The 18721-nt window shown below is 48.9% G+C and carries 14 protein-coding genes; 2 read left to right on the plus strand and 12 right to left on the minus strand.

All coding sequences use genetic code 11. The features are described 5' to 3' along the window. Positions 1-57: 57 nt before the first annotated feature. The 4 genes from L4D79_RS08945 to L4D79_RS08960 are packed head-to-tail and all read right to left on the minus strand — an operon-like array spanning position 58 to position 5513. Entirely contained in the window at positions 58-3117 is a 3060-nt protein-coding gene (locus L4D79_RS08945; RefSeq protein ID WP_428650180.1) for an efflux RND transporter permease subunit, read from the minus strand. Next, positions 3114-3362: a hypothetical protein gene (locus tag L4D79_RS08950; protein WP_428650183.1), complete on the minus strand. Its 249-nt coding sequence runs from the start codon at positions 3360-3362 to the stop codon at positions 3114-3116. The genes L4D79_RS08945 and L4D79_RS08950 overlap by 4 nt, the downstream gene beginning before the upstream one ends. Beyond that, a complete protein-coding gene (locus L4D79_RS08955) occupies positions 3359-4435 on the minus strand; it encodes an efflux RND transporter periplasmic adaptor subunit (protein WP_428650185.1) in 1077 nt (358 codons plus the stop codon). Before L4D79_RS08955 ends, L4D79_RS08950 begins: the two co-directional genes overlap by 4 nt. Before the next feature lies 1 nt (position 4436). Continuing rightward, positions 4437-5513 carry an efflux RND transporter periplasmic adaptor subunit gene (locus L4D79_RS08960; RefSeq protein WP_428650187.1) on the minus strand — a complete coding sequence of 359 codons (1077 nt, stop codon included), beginning with the start codon at positions 5511-5513 and terminating at the stop codon, positions 4437-4439. 90 nt (positions 5514-5603) lie between these two features. Here L4D79_RS08960 and L4D79_RS08965 point away from each other — a divergent pair, with 90 nt between their 5' ends. Next, on the plus strand, positions 5604-6407 hold the full coding sequence (locus L4D79_RS08965) for a TetR/AcrR family transcriptional regulator (protein ID WP_428650189.1): 804 nt from the start codon (positions 5604-5606) through the stop codon (positions 6405-6407). Positions 6408-6496: 89 nt separating this feature from the next. On the opposite strand, the gene fucO is transcribed toward L4D79_RS08965, so the two are convergent. The 8 genes from fucO to L4D79_RS09005 all read right to left on the minus strand — a co-directional run bounded on the left by fucO (position 6497) and on the right by L4D79_RS09005 (position 15663). Continuing rightward, positions 6497-7645, minus strand: a complete 1149-nt coding sequence (gene fucO / locus L4D79_RS08970) for a lactaldehyde reductase (RefSeq protein WP_428650192.1) — start codon at positions 7643-7645, stop codon at positions 6497-6499. 56 nt (positions 7646-7701) lie between these two features. Then, positions 7702-8349, minus strand: a complete 648-nt coding sequence (gene fucA / locus L4D79_RS08975) for an L-fuculose-phosphate aldolase (RefSeq protein ID WP_428650195.1) — start codon at positions 8347-8349, stop codon at positions 7702-7704. A gap of 10 nt (positions 8350-8359) precedes the next feature. Then, the gene (fucU, locus tag L4D79_RS08980) at positions 8360-8791 is read right to left on the minus strand and encodes an L-fucose mutarotase (RefSeq protein WP_428650198.1); all 432 of its coding nucleotides are present in this window, start codon (positions 8789-8791) and stop codon (positions 8360-8362) included. After that, positions 8784-10220: an L-fuculokinase gene (gene fucK / locus L4D79_RS08985; RefSeq protein WP_428650201.1), complete on the minus strand. Its 1437-nt coding sequence runs from the start codon at positions 10218-10220 to the stop codon at positions 8784-8786. The genes fucU and fucK overlap by 8 nt, the downstream gene beginning before the upstream one ends. A 72-nt stretch (positions 10221-10292) precedes the next feature. Further along, complete coding sequence (gene fucI / locus L4D79_RS08990; RefSeq protein ID WP_428650204.1) at positions 10293-12041, minus strand: L-fucose isomerase; 1749 nt, start codon at positions 12039-12041, stop codon at positions 10293-10295. A gap of 32 nt (positions 12042-12073) precedes the next feature. Then, positions 12074-13378 (minus strand): L-fucose:H+ symporter permease, encoded by a 1305-nt coding sequence (fucP, locus tag L4D79_RS08995; protein ID WP_428650206.1) that lies wholly within the window; start codon positions 13376-13378, stop codon positions 12074-12076. Positions 13379-13451: 73 nt separating this feature from the next. Next, positions 13452-14207, minus strand: coding sequence for a DeoR/GlpR family DNA-binding transcription regulator (locus tag L4D79_RS09000; protein ID WP_428650209.1), 756 nt, complete (start codon positions 14205-14207; stop codon positions 13452-13454). 370 nt (positions 14208-14577) lie between these two features. Next, positions 14578-15663 (minus strand): AI-2E family transporter, encoded by a 1086-nt coding sequence (locus L4D79_RS09005; RefSeq protein WP_428650212.1) that lies wholly within the window; start codon positions 15661-15663, stop codon positions 14578-14580. 762 nt (positions 15664-16425) lie between these two features. On the opposite strand from L4D79_RS09005, the gene L4D79_RS09010 reads away from it, so the two are divergent. Then, positions 16426-18462 (plus strand): DUF885 domain-containing protein, encoded by a 2037-nt coding sequence (locus L4D79_RS09010; RefSeq protein ID WP_428650215.1) that lies wholly within the window; start codon positions 16426-16428, stop codon positions 18460-18462. Positions 18463-18721: the final 259 nt, after the last annotated feature.

Here is an 18721-nt window from a genome sequence, read left to right on the forward strand (position 1 = left end):
CCCGTTGTGCGCAACACACAACGGGGTTTGTCTTTTGCTCTACAGCAATCTATCTAGTTAAGATTTTGCTGGCTGCTTAACGTTGTAGAACAAGGCAAACAACACCGGTACCACAATCAGGGTCAGGACAGTAGCAAAACCAAGACCAGCCATGATGGTGATCGCCAACGAGTTGAAGAAGGCGTCGAATACCAGTGGGATCATACCCAAGATGGTGGTCAATGCAGCCATGCTCACCGGACGTACACGGCTGATGGCACTATCAACAATCGCATCATATGGCACCTTGCCTGATTCCAGTTCGATATTGATTTGATCCAGCAATACGATACCGTTTTTCAAAATCATCCCGCTCAAGCTCAGCAAACCAAGCAACGCCGTAAAACTAAACGGAATGTTGGTTACCAATAAGCCAAAGGCAACACCGATGATCGACAGCGGAACCGTTGCCCAGATCACCAATGGCTTCTTCACCGAATTGAACAGGAAGATGGTGATCACGAACATAAATAGGTAACCCATCGGCATTGAGGCCATCATGGATTCCTGCGCATCTTTCGATGATTCATATTCGCCCCCCCACTCAATGCTGTAGCCAACCGGCAGCGGCAATGCTTCCACCTGCGGGCGAATACGGTTAAACAGGGTTGCTGCCGTTTCATCGCCCAATACATCATGATCAGCCAGAACGGTCAGGGTACGCTTGCGGTCACGGCGCTGAATTAGAGGCTCGGACCAACTGAGATCAACCCCGTCAACCACCTGCTCGATAGGGACATAGGCCTGCTGTACCGGACTCCACAACTGCAGGTTCTGCAAGGTATCGTAATCGACTCGCTCAGATTCTGGCAGACGAGTAATGATCGGCAGCATATGGGTGCCGTCTCGCAGCAACCCTATGGTGTTACCGCCATAAGCCATCTGTAGAGTATTGGACAAGTCTTCCTTGGAAATCCCCAAGCGACGAGCTTTGGTTTCATTGAACTGCGGTACCAACTCCTTGGTACGCTCACGCCAGTCATGACGGACATTGCGCGCACCAGAGTCTTGCAACAGCACATCCTCGACCTGCAGGGCAATATCACGCAGGGTTTGCGGGTCTGGACCAATGATCCGTGCTTCGATTTTTGATGCTGGCGATGGGCCAAATTCCATCAGCTTGAACTGGAATGTCGGCTGGTCAAACTCGGTTGATAAGCCGGCATCGAGCTTGTGCAGCAAATCAAACATATTGTCGCGACTGGTGGTACGCACCTGCAACTGGGCATACGACTCGTAGCTTTTCTCCGGCTGATAGGTCAGCATGAATCGCTGCATACCCTGACCAACAGACGTCGTCACAAACGCCACATTCTCTTGACTGCGAACATACTGCTCGACCTTTTCGGTCTGCGCCATGGTCTCACGGATATCGGTCCCTTCCGGCATCCACATATCGACATAGAACATCGGCGTATTCGATGGCGGGAAGAATGACTGCTTCACCTGACCAAATGCGATCACAGCCGTTACCAGCAGGGCAACCATGCTTGCCATAGTTAACCAACGGAATCGTAGGGCAAACTTCAACAGGGCAGCGAAGACGGTAAACAGCACACCTTTATACGGGTCTTCATCGTCCTGCTGGTTGTTGCCTTCATCTTTGAGCAACAGATCCGACAAAAATGGCGTTAGCGTCAGCGCAGTGACCCAGCTCAGGAACAAGGAGTAACACAATACCCAGAACAGGGAGCCCATAAACTCACCGGTCGCATCCGAAGACAAACCGATCGGTGCAAAGGCCGTAATAGCAATCACCGTGGCACCCAACAGCGGCCATTGGGTCTGCTTGGCAATATCGACCGCTGCCTGAACCTTGGTTCGGCCTTTCTTCAAACCAACCAAGATCCCTTCAACCACGACTATCGCATTGTCCACCAACATACCCAACGCAATGATCAGGGCGCCAAGGGAAATTCGGTGCAACTCAACATCATTGAGTTTCATCATGATAAAGGTGCCGAACACGGTCAATAGCAGTACCAAACCGATAATGACACCACTGCGCAGCCCCATGGCGAATAGCAGCACCACGATAACAATCGCCACCGCCTGACCCAAGCTGACCACAAAGTCCTGTACCGACTTATCGACTTCCTGCGCTTGGTTGTAGAAGTAATTCAGTTCGACGCCTGCTGGCTTGATGTTTTCCAGCTCCGCCAAACGCGCATCAAGCTGTTTGCCGACTTCGACAACGTTAACCCCTGACGCAAAGGAAAGACCAAGATTGATAGCCTGCTGACCATTATAGGTCACGATGTTACCCGGTTTTTCCTGCACCCCACGGGAGATGGTTGCCACGTCTTTCAAGCGGATCAGATTGCCGGTATCACGGCCGTGGATAACCAGGTTTTCCAGCGACTCAACACTGTTCATCTCACCGTTCGGGCGGATGATCAGGTTCTGGCCATTAATCATCAGCTCGCCGGATGCGGTTACGCTGTTCTGCTGGTTAAGCAAGCCAACCACCGTATTCATGTCCAGGTTCAGCGCTGCCATGCGCTCGACTGAAATTTCGACAAAAATTTGCTCTTGCTGATCACCGGTCAGGCTCACCTTGCCAACACCGTCAACCAATTCCAACTCGCGGGTCAGGTAATCGGCATACTGCTTGAGTTCAACATAGGAGTACCCTTCACCGGTCAGCATGATCATCACACCATATACGTCACCGAAGTCGTCGATAATTTGCAGTGAGTTCACACCCGATGGTAAGGTCGGACGCAAATCATTAACCTTGCGACGCATTTCATCCCAGATTTGTGGCAACTCATCCGGGCCGTAAATCATCTCCATACTCACCATAATCTGGGTCATCCCGGCCGAAGAGGTCGAGGTGACTTTATCAATATATGGCAACTGGCGAACTGCCTTCTCCAGCGGATAGGTGAGCTCTTCTTCAACCTCAGTCGTGGTGGCCCCCGGGTAGGTGGCAATAATCATGGCATCCTTGATCGTGAACGCCGGATCTTCCAATCGTCCCAAATCCAAAAATGAGGTCACGCCCCCCACGGCTAGAATAATGATGAACAGCCAGCTAATGACTTTATTTTTTATTGAATACTCAGCAATATTCACTGTATTGCTCCCATGGTGGCTACTGCCATAGTCAATCCCCAATCTTCTTCACCAAGCTCGATAGATGTTGTTACAACGGGCTTGGCCTGAATTGATAACTCTAAAAACTGCATGCCTTCTTCAATCAACTTCCCAGCCATCAGTTGGCCCAGCTCGGTAAAGAAAGCCAGGCCAGCTAGCGTGATCACACACCAAACTACCCAGCGGATGAGGGGCTGGCGAACGGTAGGCATGCTCAATTTCACTGGGCTTGCGCCTCTGTGGTTGGTTTTACTAACAAGGTCACGTCCATCCCGTCGCGCAATTTACGCAAGCTCGATGTCACCAAGCGATCTCCCTCGCTGATACCGCTACTCACGCTGGCACCGTGATTGTTGAGCTGACCAATTCCCACTTCCATCTTGTGTACCTGGTTGTCCTCAACCTTCCAGACAAAGAACTGGCCCTCTTCGCGCCCTGCTTCAATCGCAGTCATAGGAAGCTGGTAGCCTTGCTGGGTACTCAGTCCAGCCTCTGCCATATCGACACGTAGTGACACACTGGTACCCGGCAAAATAGCAGGCTCTCGCTGCGCCATTTCAAACCACATGCGGTAAGTCTGACTTTGCGGCTCCAGTTCACTGGTGTGCTCAAGATAGTTCACCGGATAGGTTTGCGACTCAGTCCCAAAGCGCGCCATCGGCTGATAACTGCGGTTAGTCTGCAGCGGGTTAAGCATCGCCAATACGTTATCGGATACGGCAATATTGATATAAAGCAGATCGTCCTGGTACAGGCTGACCACAGCTTCGCCCGGAGAGACTGCCTCATAAGATTCTTTCGGCACATCCGCCACCACGCCATTGAACGGCGCGACTAAACGGGTGTAACCCAAACGACGCTCAGCCGAGTTAAAGTTCACTTTTGCCAACTTATGATTCGCCGATAGCTCATCAAGCTCAGCTTTGGAAATCATTTTCCGTTCGAACAGCTCCCGGCCACGCTGCAACTGTTTGGTCGCGAGTTGAAATTGCACCTGCGCATCATTGCGCTGCTGTTCAAACTTGTCGGCATCCAACTGAGCCAGTAACTGGCCTTTCTTGACCTGCTGACCAGACTTAACCAAAACGCGCTGTAGCTCACCCTCGACACGAAACGCCAATGGGGTGTTTTCAGCCGCTTCAACTTGTCCCTTGAAAGTACGGAACTGGCTGGTAATTGGCTGTTCAACCAGCAGGGATGAAACGGAAAGGGAAGCCGTTTCTTGTTGCTGTGGCGGTTCTTGGCAACCGGCCAACACCAGCATCGAAAGTGCGGCTAATGACATTTTATTCAACATGTTAGATACCACCCTCACGTTCCCAAGAGCGCACTTGCTGGCCCGGTAACAAATCTTTCGCCCCGGCGATCACCACCATGGCGCCCGGCGTCAATCCAGACGTCACCTCACCCTTATCGTTCAGTACCACTTCTAAGGCATCGACGACGCCGGTTGCAGGATCAAACTGCCACAGTGTGCCTTGGCCATTTTGCTTCTCAACCCAAGCACCTTCTGGCAGGCGCAATGCGGTTGCCAGCTCTGGCTTAGCAAAATGCACTTGGCCCACCATGCCTGATAACAGGTTCATGGCTTCAGGGCGGGAAAGGGTCACTTTTGCGGTATAGCTGTTGGTGTCAGCATCCGGTTTGGTCGAGAGTTCTTTAAACTGGGCTTTGATCTGCTGGGCTGGGTGGTTATCCATTTCAACCCACACCGCTGTGCTACGGATAGACGACAGGCTCGACTGTTTCACAAACGGCACCGGCAAGCTGAAACTGACATCCATTTCATCCACATTCTGGATATTCATCACCGGCTGGTTAGCACCAACGAACTGATTCTGATTAACAAATTTCAGTGAGACGACACCGTTGAAAGGGGCCTTTATAAAAGTATGCTCAACATCTGTCTTGGCTTGCTCAAGGTTGGCAGCCGCGGCTTTGTAAGCGGTCTCGCGCTGATCAAACTGATCAGTACTGATCAGCTTCTTGCCATACAACTGCTTGGCGCGCTGAAACTGACTCTGTGCCAATTCAAACTCTGCCATCTTGGCATCAAAGGCCAAACGGTAGTCCTGATCATCAAGTACTGCCAGTACCTGACCACGTTCAACACGCTGGCCAACCCTTACGGATAGCTTTTCGATTTCTCCTGGTACCTGGAAAGAAAGCTGGGCGCGCTGCGTCGCTTCCAATTTTCCGGGGAAGGCATTGCTTGCCTGATTAGCTGGAACAGGAACTTCCAGCAATTTCACAGGCTTAACGACTTCTTTAGTTATTTCCGAGTTGGCTTGGTTACATCCGGCGAGGATGCTTCCCAGCAACACCAAGGTTGCCACCCTGACAAATGGGGTGAACGTAATCGACGTTCCTTTCACGGGCGATTCTCTCTGAGATTTATATTACACACCCGTGCAGTATATGTTGATCTTGCCGTAGATCAAGTATATTTTACAGGTGGACAATAAATGAATATTGTGAACACACAGATGACGTCTCCGCGTTTTTTTGGTAAAAATGGCATGGGCTATGAAACTGATATAATGATGACCGAGAGAAAACAGGGCCGCCGCAGCGCACAGGCCGCCGAAGAAACCAAGCTGCTAATCATCAAGACCGCCGCAGAAATGTTCTGCGAATTAGGCTATGAAAGGGTATCGCTGAGGAATATCAGCGAGCGCGCGGGTGTGTCGCACAGTTTGATCCGCCACCATTTCGGCAGCAAGGAAAAGATCTGGCACAGTATCAGTGACAACCTACAAGTTTACTTTCTGAGCTACATGTACAAGCTGCTGGAGGAAATTCCTTCTGAGCTGCCGAGTAATGTGATCCTCTATCGCTTTATTACCATGTTGCTCGCTCAGCAACTCGCTCATCCTCAGCCAGTACAACTGATTGCTGATGGCGTTAGGCAGGGTGATGTGCTGATGGACTATTTCTTCGATAGCAACGGCGATCTTGAAAATTTCGTTAATAAACTGGTTGATAACTGCAACCGGGACTTCCCAACCACACCAATCAAGGTATGGGAGATGAAGTGGCAGATGATGATGTTTGCCCATGGTGCCGCCAGCATGAAGCCCTTTATTTTGGAGACGTGGGAAGGAGCCAGTGAAGAGCAATGTTTACTGAACCATTGGGAGCTGTTTAACCAAACCATGGCAACCCAATTCAATATCCCTTCCGAGCAAATGCTGCACCCAGAACAACTTTCGGACATCCTTATCGAGCTCCCTTGCGAATGGGGTTGTGGTAAAGAGTCAAAAGACTAAACAAAAAAAGGCCAATGCCTACAACAGGCATTGACCTTTCTTTTTATCGATTCCAGCCCATTGGGGTGGTAGCGATAGCCTGATAGTTATTACAAGGCTTGTTTGAACAAAGCCGTTACTTCATCAGGGGTCGGTTTTCGTGGGTTGCCTCCCACACATGGATCGAGCATCGCCTTATCAATCCAAGAACCAATGTCTTTCTCTGTAATGCCCAATTGGGACAACCCCCTCGGGATGCCCACAAGCTCAGATAATTGACGAATTCTCGCAATAGCATGATTTGCTGCATCAATGTCATTAACCATACTCGTATCGGCCCCCATCGCCTCAGCGATTGCTCTAAAGCGCTCGGGGTTTGTTTGAGCATTGAATTCACACACTATCGGCAGCAATATCGCATTACATACACCATGAGGTAGGTTATGGGATGCCCCCGGCTGGTGTGCCATGGCGTGAACGAGCCCCAGTCCGGCACTGTTGAACGACATACCCGCCAAGAACTGCGCACAGGCCAGCTTGTCCCGGGCCTCAATGTTTCCACCGTCCTCAACCGCGACCGGCAGCCACTGCGCAATCAGCCTGATGGACTCCAGCGCGGTAGGCTCGGTGAGCGAATGCGCCCCGGGGGTCACATAGGATTCGATTGCATGCGTTAGCGCATCCATTCCAGTCGCAGCGGTAATACCTGCAGGTAACCCAACCATGAGAGCAGGATCGTTCACCGCGACATCGGGGATCTGCTTGGCATCGATGATCACCATCTTCACCTGGTTTTCCTCGTCGGTGATCACCGAATTCGACGTCATCTCTGCCGCCGTGCCCGCCGTGGTATTGATTGCCACGAAGAAGTCGCCGGCATTGGTGACCTTGCCAACACCGTTGTAGTCGCAAATATCGCCGTCATTAGACGCCATAATACGAATCGCTTTGGCGCAATCAACCGGGCTTCCGCCGCCAACGGCAATAAAGCAATCACATTTATTATTGAGGTACTCGCGATAGCCCTTACGGACTATTTCCGCCGTTGGATTTGGAGTTACTTGATCAAAAATATGGTATTCAATACCTTTCTTACTCAACGCAGAAAATAATAAATCCAAGATACCAAGTTCTAGCAGATTGTTATCTGTCACGACTAACGCTTTATTTATCGCCTGCTGGTTAAGCACTTCGATAGAATCAGCAACGGCGCCTTCGCCCATCAAGCTGAGCTTGGGCATATTGAGTGCAAATGCCATGATGTCTATTTCCTTATAATTGAAAGCCCGCGCCTTCACGGCGCAGGCCGAGTCCTTTACTTCTCTACGCGCAGACCGTACGACTGGAATTTGCCCAAAACTACGTCCATCTCGCCATCGTCAAGCACAGGGACGTCGTTGGTAATAGACAAGGTCTTGAGGAAGAGATCCGCCAGCACTTCGACTTCATGGGCTAGCCACAGCGCCTTGTCCAGGTTCGCCTCTGCCGCAATCAATCCGTGGTGTTGCAGCAAGATGGCCTTGCTTTGCCTCATGCCCTGCTCGACGTACTCGGCCAACTTTTGGCTGCCGAACGTCGCATAGGGAACGCACGGGATCTGGTTCGAGCCCGACGCTGCGACCATATAGTGAATGGCCGGGATTGGCTTGTTCAGGATAGACACGGCAGCGCAGTTGATGGCATGGTTGTGCACTACCGCGTTAGCATCATCGCGAACTTGGTAGCAGGTGAGGTGGAACAGCCACTCCGATGACGGCAACTTGCCTTCTTCAAAGGTGCCGTCATTACTGACATAAACAATATGCTCAGGAGTCAGCTTTTCGTATGGGATACCAGTTGGCGTAATCAACATTCCGTTATCGAAACGAACACTAACATTGCCTGCTGTTCCCTGGTTAAGACCAAGCCTTGTCATTTCCAGGCAGGTATCGATGATTTGTTGTGAAATTTCATTGCGAGTCATAATGTGTTCCTTAGCAGGTCGTAACGCCTTTCTTCAAGATAATATTGCCGTATTTGGCTGTTTCGCCGGTGAGTACCACGGCATAGCAAGATTTAACGCGTTCATAAAAAGCAAAGCGCTCGATACGCTCAATTTGAGGGCGAGCCGCAATAGCACGGTCAATCGCGGAGCAGTATTTCTCTTCAACCTTAGGGTCGAGTTGATCACCGCTCACGGCTGACATCATGATCAGCGGCTTTTCCACGTATTGGTCCAGTTCAAACAGGGCGAGCGCTCCCTCAAGCAGGGTATCGACCGCCACCCCGTCGGCGCGGATGACGTTGTTGCTGAATGTATGGGCGGGGAAATGCGCATCAGCAAGCAAAATTTCGTCGCCGTGCCCCATCTCGCACAGCGTCGCCAGCAATTGCGGTGATAGCGACGAGTGAATTCCTTTAAGCATGTTGGCCTTCCTCTGTTGGTTGCGACGGCAGCACGGTCTTGAAGCTGGGCTTCATTGCCTGCTGCGCTGCATATGGACTATCAAACTCGCCGACACCAGCGAATGCGTACATAGCAGCGCCAATAACAGTCGATTCCGGCTGCTCGACCACTTGAATCGGTCGGCCCAGGACATCAGCGCGGATCTGGTTCCATAATCGGTTGCGCGCCCCACCGCCGACCACCATCAGGTTATCTTGCTTGAGCTGACAGCTACCGGTCAGCCTCTCGACACTCTGGCGCAATTGCTCGGCCAAGCCTTCCAACGCTGCACGGTAAATCTCACCACGGGTAGTGTTGATTGATAGCCCCGTCAGCTCGCCGCCGCCCTGCCCCGACTCGTCAACAGCAAAGCTCGGCTTGAAGCGAACGCCATTACAGCCAGATGGTACCTCTGCGGCCTCCGAGATCATTAATTCGTACTTCGCGCTGCCATCCTCGACATCAGAATAAAATCGCGTTGCAACCCACTCCAAGACCGCACTTGATAACCATTGAATCGCTGGGTTACACAATCCGGCTTTTGAATCGAGCTCTACCGTGAGACCCTCCGCCCGGACTTGGGCATTCAAGCTCGGCTGCTGTGATCGGGCCATGAGGATTTCCCAGGTACCGGAGCTGAGGAACGCCTGGTTTTCCTGCGCCCCCGAACCATACAGCGCAAATTGAGTATCATGACCGGTAGATACAATTGGCACACCTTCCGGCAGACCGGTTTCGCTGGCGGCTTCTTGCTGGACGTGCCCTATCACCTCACCGGCATTTACAGTGGGTGCAAAATGATCGGTTGTCAGCTCGAGATATTCGAGTGCGCGTTGATTCCAGCTACCATCTGACAGATTGGTCAACATAGAAGTGCCAGCCATGGTCCTGTCAGTGCTAGCAACCCCGCTAAGCTGGCTCGTGATCATCGAAGAAATGAAAACGAACTTATCCATCTGCTGGTGAATCTCCGGCTGGTTGTCCTTCAGCCACTTGAGCTTGTACAAGGTATTGAAGCTATAGTCGCCAATGCCGTTTTCCCGGTAAAGCAACTCTCGGTCGAACTCCTCTTCGACCTGCTTCATCACGGCTGTCGTACGCGGGCACTTCCAAGAAATAATGGGATAAATCTGATTTCCTTGAGCATCAAACGGCGCGCCATCAACGCCGAATGTCGTCACCGATACTGCGCTAATTTCACGCTCAGCGACTTTACTCATCACTTCACGACAACATACACTCAGCTTTTGCCAGATTTGTTCAAAGTCCCAGACATGAAAGTCCGCACGCTCCAGGCCAGATACTGTCTCATTACGCAAATAATGTGACGCGACAATTCCGCCTTGTTTATCGATAGCAATAGCGCGTAAGTTAGTCGCGCCGCAATCCAAAATAATCACTAAAGACATGAATATTCCTTACATTATGGGCGCCTGTTCCCAGGCCCCATATCACGATGAACAATACAAAAATGCGAGTAACTATTTGTATAGCGGACCAAAGTTAGCGCACGCACGATAATCTTGACCTTCCACATCCTGACCGAATGCAGACCAAGTATGAGGACGGAATACATCTTTATCTTCGACGTTATGCATGCATACAGGGATACGCAACATTGAAGCGAGAGTGATTAGATCCGCGCCGATATGGCCGTGAGAAATCACACAATGGTTTGCGCCCCAGTTCGCCATCACAGAATACACATCCTTAAAAGCGCCTTTGCCCGTTAGCTTTGGAACGAACCAAGTCGTTGGCCATGTTGGGTTAGTACGATCATTTAGGGTGTCATGTACTTCATCTGGCAGGTCAATAGAGAAGCCTTCCGCAATTTGAAGGACGGGACCAACCCCCTTAATCAAGTTGATACGGTGCATTGTGAACGGCATTGCGCCATGAGTAAGGAAGTTCGATGAAAAACCACCACCACGGAAATATTCAATGATTGCTGGTGGCCACTTGGTCGCATCAAGACAGTTTTGGGCATCTTGTGGTGTCATTTCCCAATGTGGTTTAATGACCGGCTTACCTTCAGCATCCCGCGCTTCACCACATCCATCTAACGCAGCAGAACCAGAATTCACAAGATGAATAAAGCCAGACTCCGGCCTGAAGCCGCTGACGCGCTCAACGGAGTCCTGCGACCAATAGGTCCGGACATCACAGAACACTTGCGCTTCACCACTCAACATCTTGCCAAATAGCATGTTGATGCCATTCAAACTGTCGTTCTCGGTCGCGATAACCATTGGCTCACGAATGCCATTCCAATCGAACGACGAGTTTAGTATTGCTTCGCTAAAGTCCCCATTAGGGAGGTGGTCGGTCCAATGACGCTGCCCCTGGAATCCCCCAGCAATCGCATTGTGACCCATAGATTCTTCGCCAAATCCAAGTGCCTTAAGCTTAGGGTTTCCTTGCATCAGATCGCGCATGATCATCGTCATCTTCACGACTGTCGCCCAATCTTCCTGTTTACGCTCTACAGAAAGTGGTTCGCCGTTATAATCCTTGCCTTCTTCGCAGTTCTCTCTCGTCCACGACATGGCAATTTCAAACTCTTCCTTGTCGTAAATTTCACGGTCAAGGCGGCGTTTAATTTCCGTCATATCAACATATTCGTTACGCATACCCAGGTACTCTTGGAAGAACGATGGGTCAATAACAGAACCAGCGATCCCCATAGAGACAGAGCCCATAGATAAATAAGACTTACCACGCATTGACGCTACAGTAAGGCCAGCACGGCAGAAGCGAATGATTTTTGCCTGTACATCGCTTGGAATGTTCTTGTCATCAGCATCTTGTACTTCTTCGCCGTAAATTGAGAAAGCAGGAAGGCCTAGCTGGGAATGGCCAGCCATGGCTGCTGCTAGGTACACAGCCCCTGGGCGCTCTGTGCCATTGAAACCCCAAATAGCCTTTGGCATATGCGGATCCATATCAATGGTCTCAGTGCCATAGCACCAGCAAGGAGTCACGGTAATTGTGAGACCAACATTTTCTCGTTTAAACTTCTCACCACATGCTGCCGCTTCTGCAACTCCGCCGATCGTTGTATCAGCAATTACGCACTCTACTGCTTCGCCGCTAGAGTGACGAACGTTCTCGGCAATAAACGCAGCAAGGTTCTTGGCCATGCTCATCGTTTGATCTTCTAGCGATTCACGAACGCCCATTTGACGACCGTCGATGGTAGGACGAATACCAATTTTAACTAAGTTGTTCATAATATATGCTCTTGAAAAGTGGTTAATATGCGTTAGTTAGCTTTGTAGCCTTTAAGACCGAAATAAGTGAGGTAAATAAAGCCAATAAGAGGAATTACGAAGGCAGCTTGGATGCCCATTGAATCTGAAATCTGTCCCATGATTGCGGTTAATACTGCGCCGCCAAGAATAGCCATAATTAAGCAGCTTCCGCCAAACTTGGAGTCACCACCGAGGCCGTGAAGAGAAAGGCCGAAGATAGTTGGAAACATGAGTGACATGCACGCTGAGATACCCACTAGAGCATAAGCCCCAGCAAGGCCACCAATAGACATGACAACACCCACTAACAAAGTGGCAACAACAGCAAGAATGGCCAGTAGGCGCTCAGGGGCGACGTACTTCATCAAGCCCACGCAGATAAATCTGAAGGCACTAAAGGTAACAATTGAAACAAGCAGATAGGTAGAAGCCTCAGCCTCAGATCCACCGACTTGAGTCATTACGTAACGGATAGTCCAAGACCAACAGCCAATCTGAGCACCAACGTAAAAGAATTGGCCGATAACGCCTCGTACAAAGTGCTTCTTCTGCAATAAGCGACCAAACGTAGCACGTAAAGATTGGTCTTCGTCGCTAGATACAACGGCATCTTTAGCCACCGGCATCTTAGTAAATGCAATCGCCAGCCAAAGGACAAGAATAACAGCAGCAACGCCCAAATATGGGGTCATGACGGCGTCTAGTTCGGCAGATTGAATCACTGCCAGATCTTGGCCGCTCATTGCTGCACGTTCGACTTCTGTCGCTGGGTTAAGCTGGGATAAAATATAGAACTTACCGATTAACACGCCTGTAATTGAACCAACAGGGTTAAAGGCTTGCGCGATATTTAGTCGCCGCGTTGCTGTCGCCTGTGGCCCCATCGCAATAATGTATGGGTTCGCACTTGTTTCAAGAATGGACAGGCCGCCCGCGAGAACAAACAGTGCCATAAGAAACGGCATATATGCCATCGCTTGCGCAGCAGGGTAGAAGAGTAGAGCACCTGTCGCAAATAACCCTAGTCCTAACAACACACCCGCTTTATAGCTGAAACGCTGAATAAAAAGCGCCGCCGGTAATGCAAGTACAAAATAAGCTCCGTAAAATGCAGTTTGGACTAAACCAGACTGCATATCCGTCAACGTAAATACTTTCCTAAACTGTGCGATTAGTACATCGGTCATATTATTCGCTAACCCCCAGAGAGCAAAACAACTAGTGAGCAAAATAAAGGGGATTAAAATCGCTTTCGGTATTATTTCCGATTTTTGTTCCGAAACCTCTCCTGATGGAACGTTAATAATATCCGTCATCTTATTTTCCTTTTTATGTAGGGTGTCCTACCCGAAATTTATTAGGAGCATTGGGTAGAGTTTATTTTTCACGTCAATTATTTATTATCAATAAGTTGTTACTGTTTTCTATTTCACGTTTCTTATCACTGCCCAATATGACATCCGTAACGACTATATCGACTTCGACAGCATCACATATTTTCAACAAACTTCTTTTGTGTAATTTTGATTTGTCAGCGATTAATATAACCTGTTCAGAAATATCTATAAGTTTTCTTTTTATTTCGTAGTTATATTCATTGGAATCCCATACACCATGAGTAAAGTCAAAACCAACACATGAAATAAGGCATAGGTCTAACGAGATACCATCAAGCATATTCTTGGCTAGTACCCCATAGAAAGCTTCATACTTCTCAGAATAATTCCCGCCTAAGCCAATAATATTTACCTTATCCTTTCCTTTTAAAGCATTAATCACATTGAGAGAGTTTGTAACCACTGTGCATGAGATGTTAGGCATCGACTGAGCAAAGTGCCAGCAAGAAGAACTTGCGTCCAAACCAATAACGGCACCTTCAAATAGCTGTGGAATAATTTTATCAACAAGGTTTTGTTTTACTTCTACATTGCTCTTTACCCGGTTATTAAATGAGGTGCCTACATCATTATTTTTTTTACTTACAGCTCCCCCATGAACTCTGACCAAATAACCTATTGCATCCAAATGCTTCAAATCACGTCTAATTGTTTCAACGGAAACATTTAGTTCACTTGATAATTCGGCTACGGAGGCACGACCCGAGTCATTAATATAATCGATAATTCTATTTGTTCTTACGTTCATACCGCCTCCGTTGTTTTGATAAAGTTAATAATATGGAGGCTAAAAAAATGTGATTTACTTCAAATTCAAATTAAAACGGAATCATTTCCGTGATAAACCTCATACTATCAAAGGATGAAATGGTCAAAATCGGGCAACCTTACAATATTAAAATGCCCGATTTATGGGATAACGGGCAAAAACGGGCAAAAACGGGCAAATCAGTCTGATCCACTGATAAATTAAACTATTTAAGAAATCCAAAATGACAATAATATTGGCTAGCCACCTATTGATGAAGAACAAACAAAAAAAGGCCAATGCCTACAACAGGCATTGACCTTCTCTTTGTATTTGTAAGCAGCTTTTTTTTGACTTAAAACCTGCTTACTTAGACTGTTACCACCACAGGCAATGCTGTTTCAGCTAGCTCTTTTTCAGTATCAGCTTGTGAAGCCGGCTCTGCCTGTTCAAGCCATGTCATCAGTAATTTGTAACCCAGTCCAAGAACCACCGCACCAACGAACAAGCCAATAATACCTGACATCATCATGCCACCCAGCGCACCTAGCAAAATGACCAGCATTGGAATATCAACACCACGTCCCATTAACATTGGCTTCAGTACGGCATCACTAGCGCTCACCAGAATACCCCACACCATGAAGAGCACAGCCACTGTTGTTGTCTCGACGGCAAACAAGTAAGCCATCACCGGACCCAGCACCAAAATCGGTGGCAACTGGATAATCGCCAAAATCAATACTGCTAACATCCATAGTCCGGTAGCCGGAACACCTGCAATGCCCATGCCCAATCCAGCCAAAACCGCCTGAATAACCGCAACACCAATCACACCTTGAACAACACTACGAACGGTCGCAATAGACAGGCCAACATATTCTTCACCCTTATCACCCAGCAGTCGACCAGCCACTTTATTCGCCATAACTTTACAGCGGCCAGAGTTGCTCATTACAACACCAGAAATAAGAATAGAGATAATGAACTGGACCACACTGCCGCCCAAGCTGCCAATAGCAGATAAGCCACTAGAAACAAACGCTTTCACCTGAGGTGCATAAGTTTCCAACGCTCCTTCCAAATTGGTTGCGGATAAGCTCCAAGCCTTATGCAGCGGTTCACCGACTACCGGTATTTCAGCCACCGACGCCTCTGGGTGCGGAATAACCAAGGTGCCTGCCGAGACCGACGTTGCGACGTCTTGGGTCGTGCTTACCACAGCTCCGGAAAACCAAACGGTTGGCACAAGCAGTGCGGCTAGCGCTACCAAGGTTACCAGCATGCTCCCCTTGCCTTGGGAAAGTGAGAACCGACGTTGCAACCCCTTCACCAGAGGCATCAGGGCAATCGCGATAATAGCCCCCCAAACGATGGGTAACAAAAATGGCTGTAAGACCTGATAGCAAAAATAAACAACCAACAGCAAGAGCATGGCTTTGATAAATGTATCCATCGAGCTTTTGCCCGGGAGTGTTACTAAGAATTGTTGAGCATTCACAATCAACCTCACAAATGGCTTTCTAATGACTGGAGGGCCCTCGCCCTGACTTGGTCAAATAATAACCACTCGCTTGTGAAGAGACTTACCATTTTACGACAGTGAGCATTATTTCGCTCCTTACGGCCATTGTTCATTAATTCGTCAATTAGATTTTTTACTCTAATCAAAGGGCATACAATTCCTCTTGCATTCCTTCGGGATGTTAGTACCCATTACGTGAAATTAGCGTCCGCCATTGGTACAAAGGTCTCTTACCCTCCAACCATCACTAACCAACGACTTGAAGAGACCTTTTTTTCACTTAAACCTCTTGCCTCTTGCGTAAATAACTTTAACCATTTCAACAACTAAAAATCAAAAAACCGTCCAACGCCTAATTCAACTGAATAAAATCCGTAACTAACGTCACGATTTCATTCCAAACCATGATCTTGTGTCCAAACACAGCATTTTTTCACTTCACAGCGTTTGTTACGAATATTCATCCTTCCGCTCATCCATGCAGTGAGTTTGCAGGACACACAGAACAAAGCCTTTGCGAGCAGAATAATTCACCACCGCTTAATCACCCCTTCACCGTATGCAATAAACGCATAAAAAAGCAGACCTTTCTGCTGTGATCACCCTCGCAACACCGTCATTGGCAAAACCCTTACCCTCATAGCATCCCAAGGGATAACAACAAGATACGATCAGACACCATAAGGTATTACAATGAAAACCAACAAACGATACCCTCTTCGCCCTATTGCCCTTGCTATCATCACCATGACTGCATTGGCAGGGTGTAATGATGAAACCACTTACATTGAACAGCCAAAGCAAAGCCAAGATCCAGCAAGACAAATGCGAACCGTTTTTGCCGACTACCAAGGTGCTATCAGTACACTCGACAGTACCGAATTTGGTCAGATCACCGACCAAATGGCCAGTTCGCGCCAATCGGTAGACCGAATGTACTTGGACAAGCTGGAAAATATCGACCGCAGCGCTTTGTCTGATGAAGACAAGATTTACTTCGACACCTTCCAATTTGACCGCAATATTGCTATCCGAGGGGCCTCACTGCCCAACCCACGCTTCGGTAACTTCGATATTCCGATCACCCACTTCTACAATTACATCGACTGGAATGCGACGACAGCGGGTGCTAAACAAGACACCTCTGATGACTACCAGAAGCATATTCAGGTGATCCGTGAATTTACCGCCTGGACCAATAACCTGCACTCACAATACGCCATGGGGATTGTCGACAAGGCTCGCCTCCCTAAAGTTCTTACCAACCGCTTGATTGAAAGTACTGAAAAAGCCCTCGCTATCGACGCTGATCCCTATGGTTTACTGCGACTTGGTTTAAAAGACATCAAGCAGCACAGCGATCAAGATGACAGCAGCTTTATCACCGAATATGAAAAGGCTGTAGATGATGCTGCCAACGCGGTCAGCAGCTTAGTCGACTTCCTAAAAATCGATTATATCGATGGCGCTAGAGGAGCAGGCTCAGAAGATGACACCAATATCGGCTGGGGTGATTTACCCAACGGCCAGGCTTGGTACCAATGGCAGCTAGATCGCAACAGTACCACCGGCAAACCGGCTATGGAACTCAGCCAACTCGGGGAAGATCTGGTGGCCGACGCCAAAGCCGAAATGGTTCGTGTTGCTGAGCTTGTTATCAGCAAACGTGGAGCAACTGTCAATGCAGAATGGCGTAATGCCGACGGTAACATCATCGATAGAACCTTTGTGTTGGCCGATGACAACGGCAACATCAACCTCAACGAGTTCTTCGATTACCTCAACACAGAGCAGTTCTTCTTTGGCCGTGATGGCGAGAATGTCTCAGGAACCGAGTTCGCAGAACTTTGTAAAGCCGCCTCATCGCAAAGCGCCTGTGAGGCAGCCCTTGTTGACTACAACACGTTTAAAACCGACGCCAACGATGTCGTTGCCAAGTACTTCAAGCCAATCAAAACCGATTACACCATCGTACCTATCCCAGCGAATCGTGAACTATATGACGGGGTCGGCTCATATGGTGGGAATGAGTTCAACCTCAACACCAACCCAGACTACAGCCTGCAAAAATGGAATGTCTCGACCTTATTGCTGCACGAAGCGGCACCGGGGCACCACTTCCAAAATGCCTATTCCATCGAATACCCACCAGCCGACAAACCTGACTATATCCAAAAAGTTTGGTACACCGCTTATGCCGAAGGCTGGGCACTCTACACCGAATGGTTGGGTCTAGAAATGGGTATTTATGGTGAGCTCAACAACGACGGCAAACCGACATTTGTTAACGCCACCGGGATGTGCAAAGCCGATCTGGACTACACCACCTTCCAAGGCGGCATCTATACCGATGCTGAAGAGTGTAATGCCCTGCAGTATTTCGGCAGCCTGAACGAAGCCCAGCTACGAAACATGCGCTTAGCCGTTGATACCGGAATCCACGCCAAAGGGTGGAGCATCAAAGAGGCCCAAGACTACATGGACGCAAACTCCGCTTTGGGTGATGGCGATATCGAATCAGAGAGCTACCGCTACGCCGCTTATGTCGGACAAGCCGTCTCTTACAAATCAGGCTACTTGGTGATTAAAGAGATGCTGGAGAAAGCGCAAGGTGAATTGGGTGGGCAATTTGAGTGGGCAGCGTTCCATGATCAGCTGCTGAAGTATGGCGATCAACCAATGGAAGTGGTCGAAACCAGCATTGAAAACTGGATCAAAACTCAACAATAAGGAAAAGCATGTTGTTGCCTGTCCGCTTGCGGGCGGGCAGCAAAGAAATAGAATGAAAGAGGGAGGAAAAAAATGGGTAAGCACCAAGTTAAAGCAATAGGTTGGCTGGCCAAATGGCTACTCAAGGAACGGTGAACAATAACTATTTACCAGTAACTTACCCGAACGATTATTTGTAGTGATGTTAAACCTTACAGGTACGAAGCATGCAACCTGAATTTAACGGGGGCTACTATACCCCGCCAGACACACAAAAATG

The sequence above is a fragment of the Photobacterium satsumensis genome (genome assembly GCF_050336935.1).
Classification (GTDB): Bacteria; Pseudomonadota; Gammaproteobacteria; order Enterobacterales; family Vibrionaceae; genus Photobacterium; species Photobacterium satsumensis.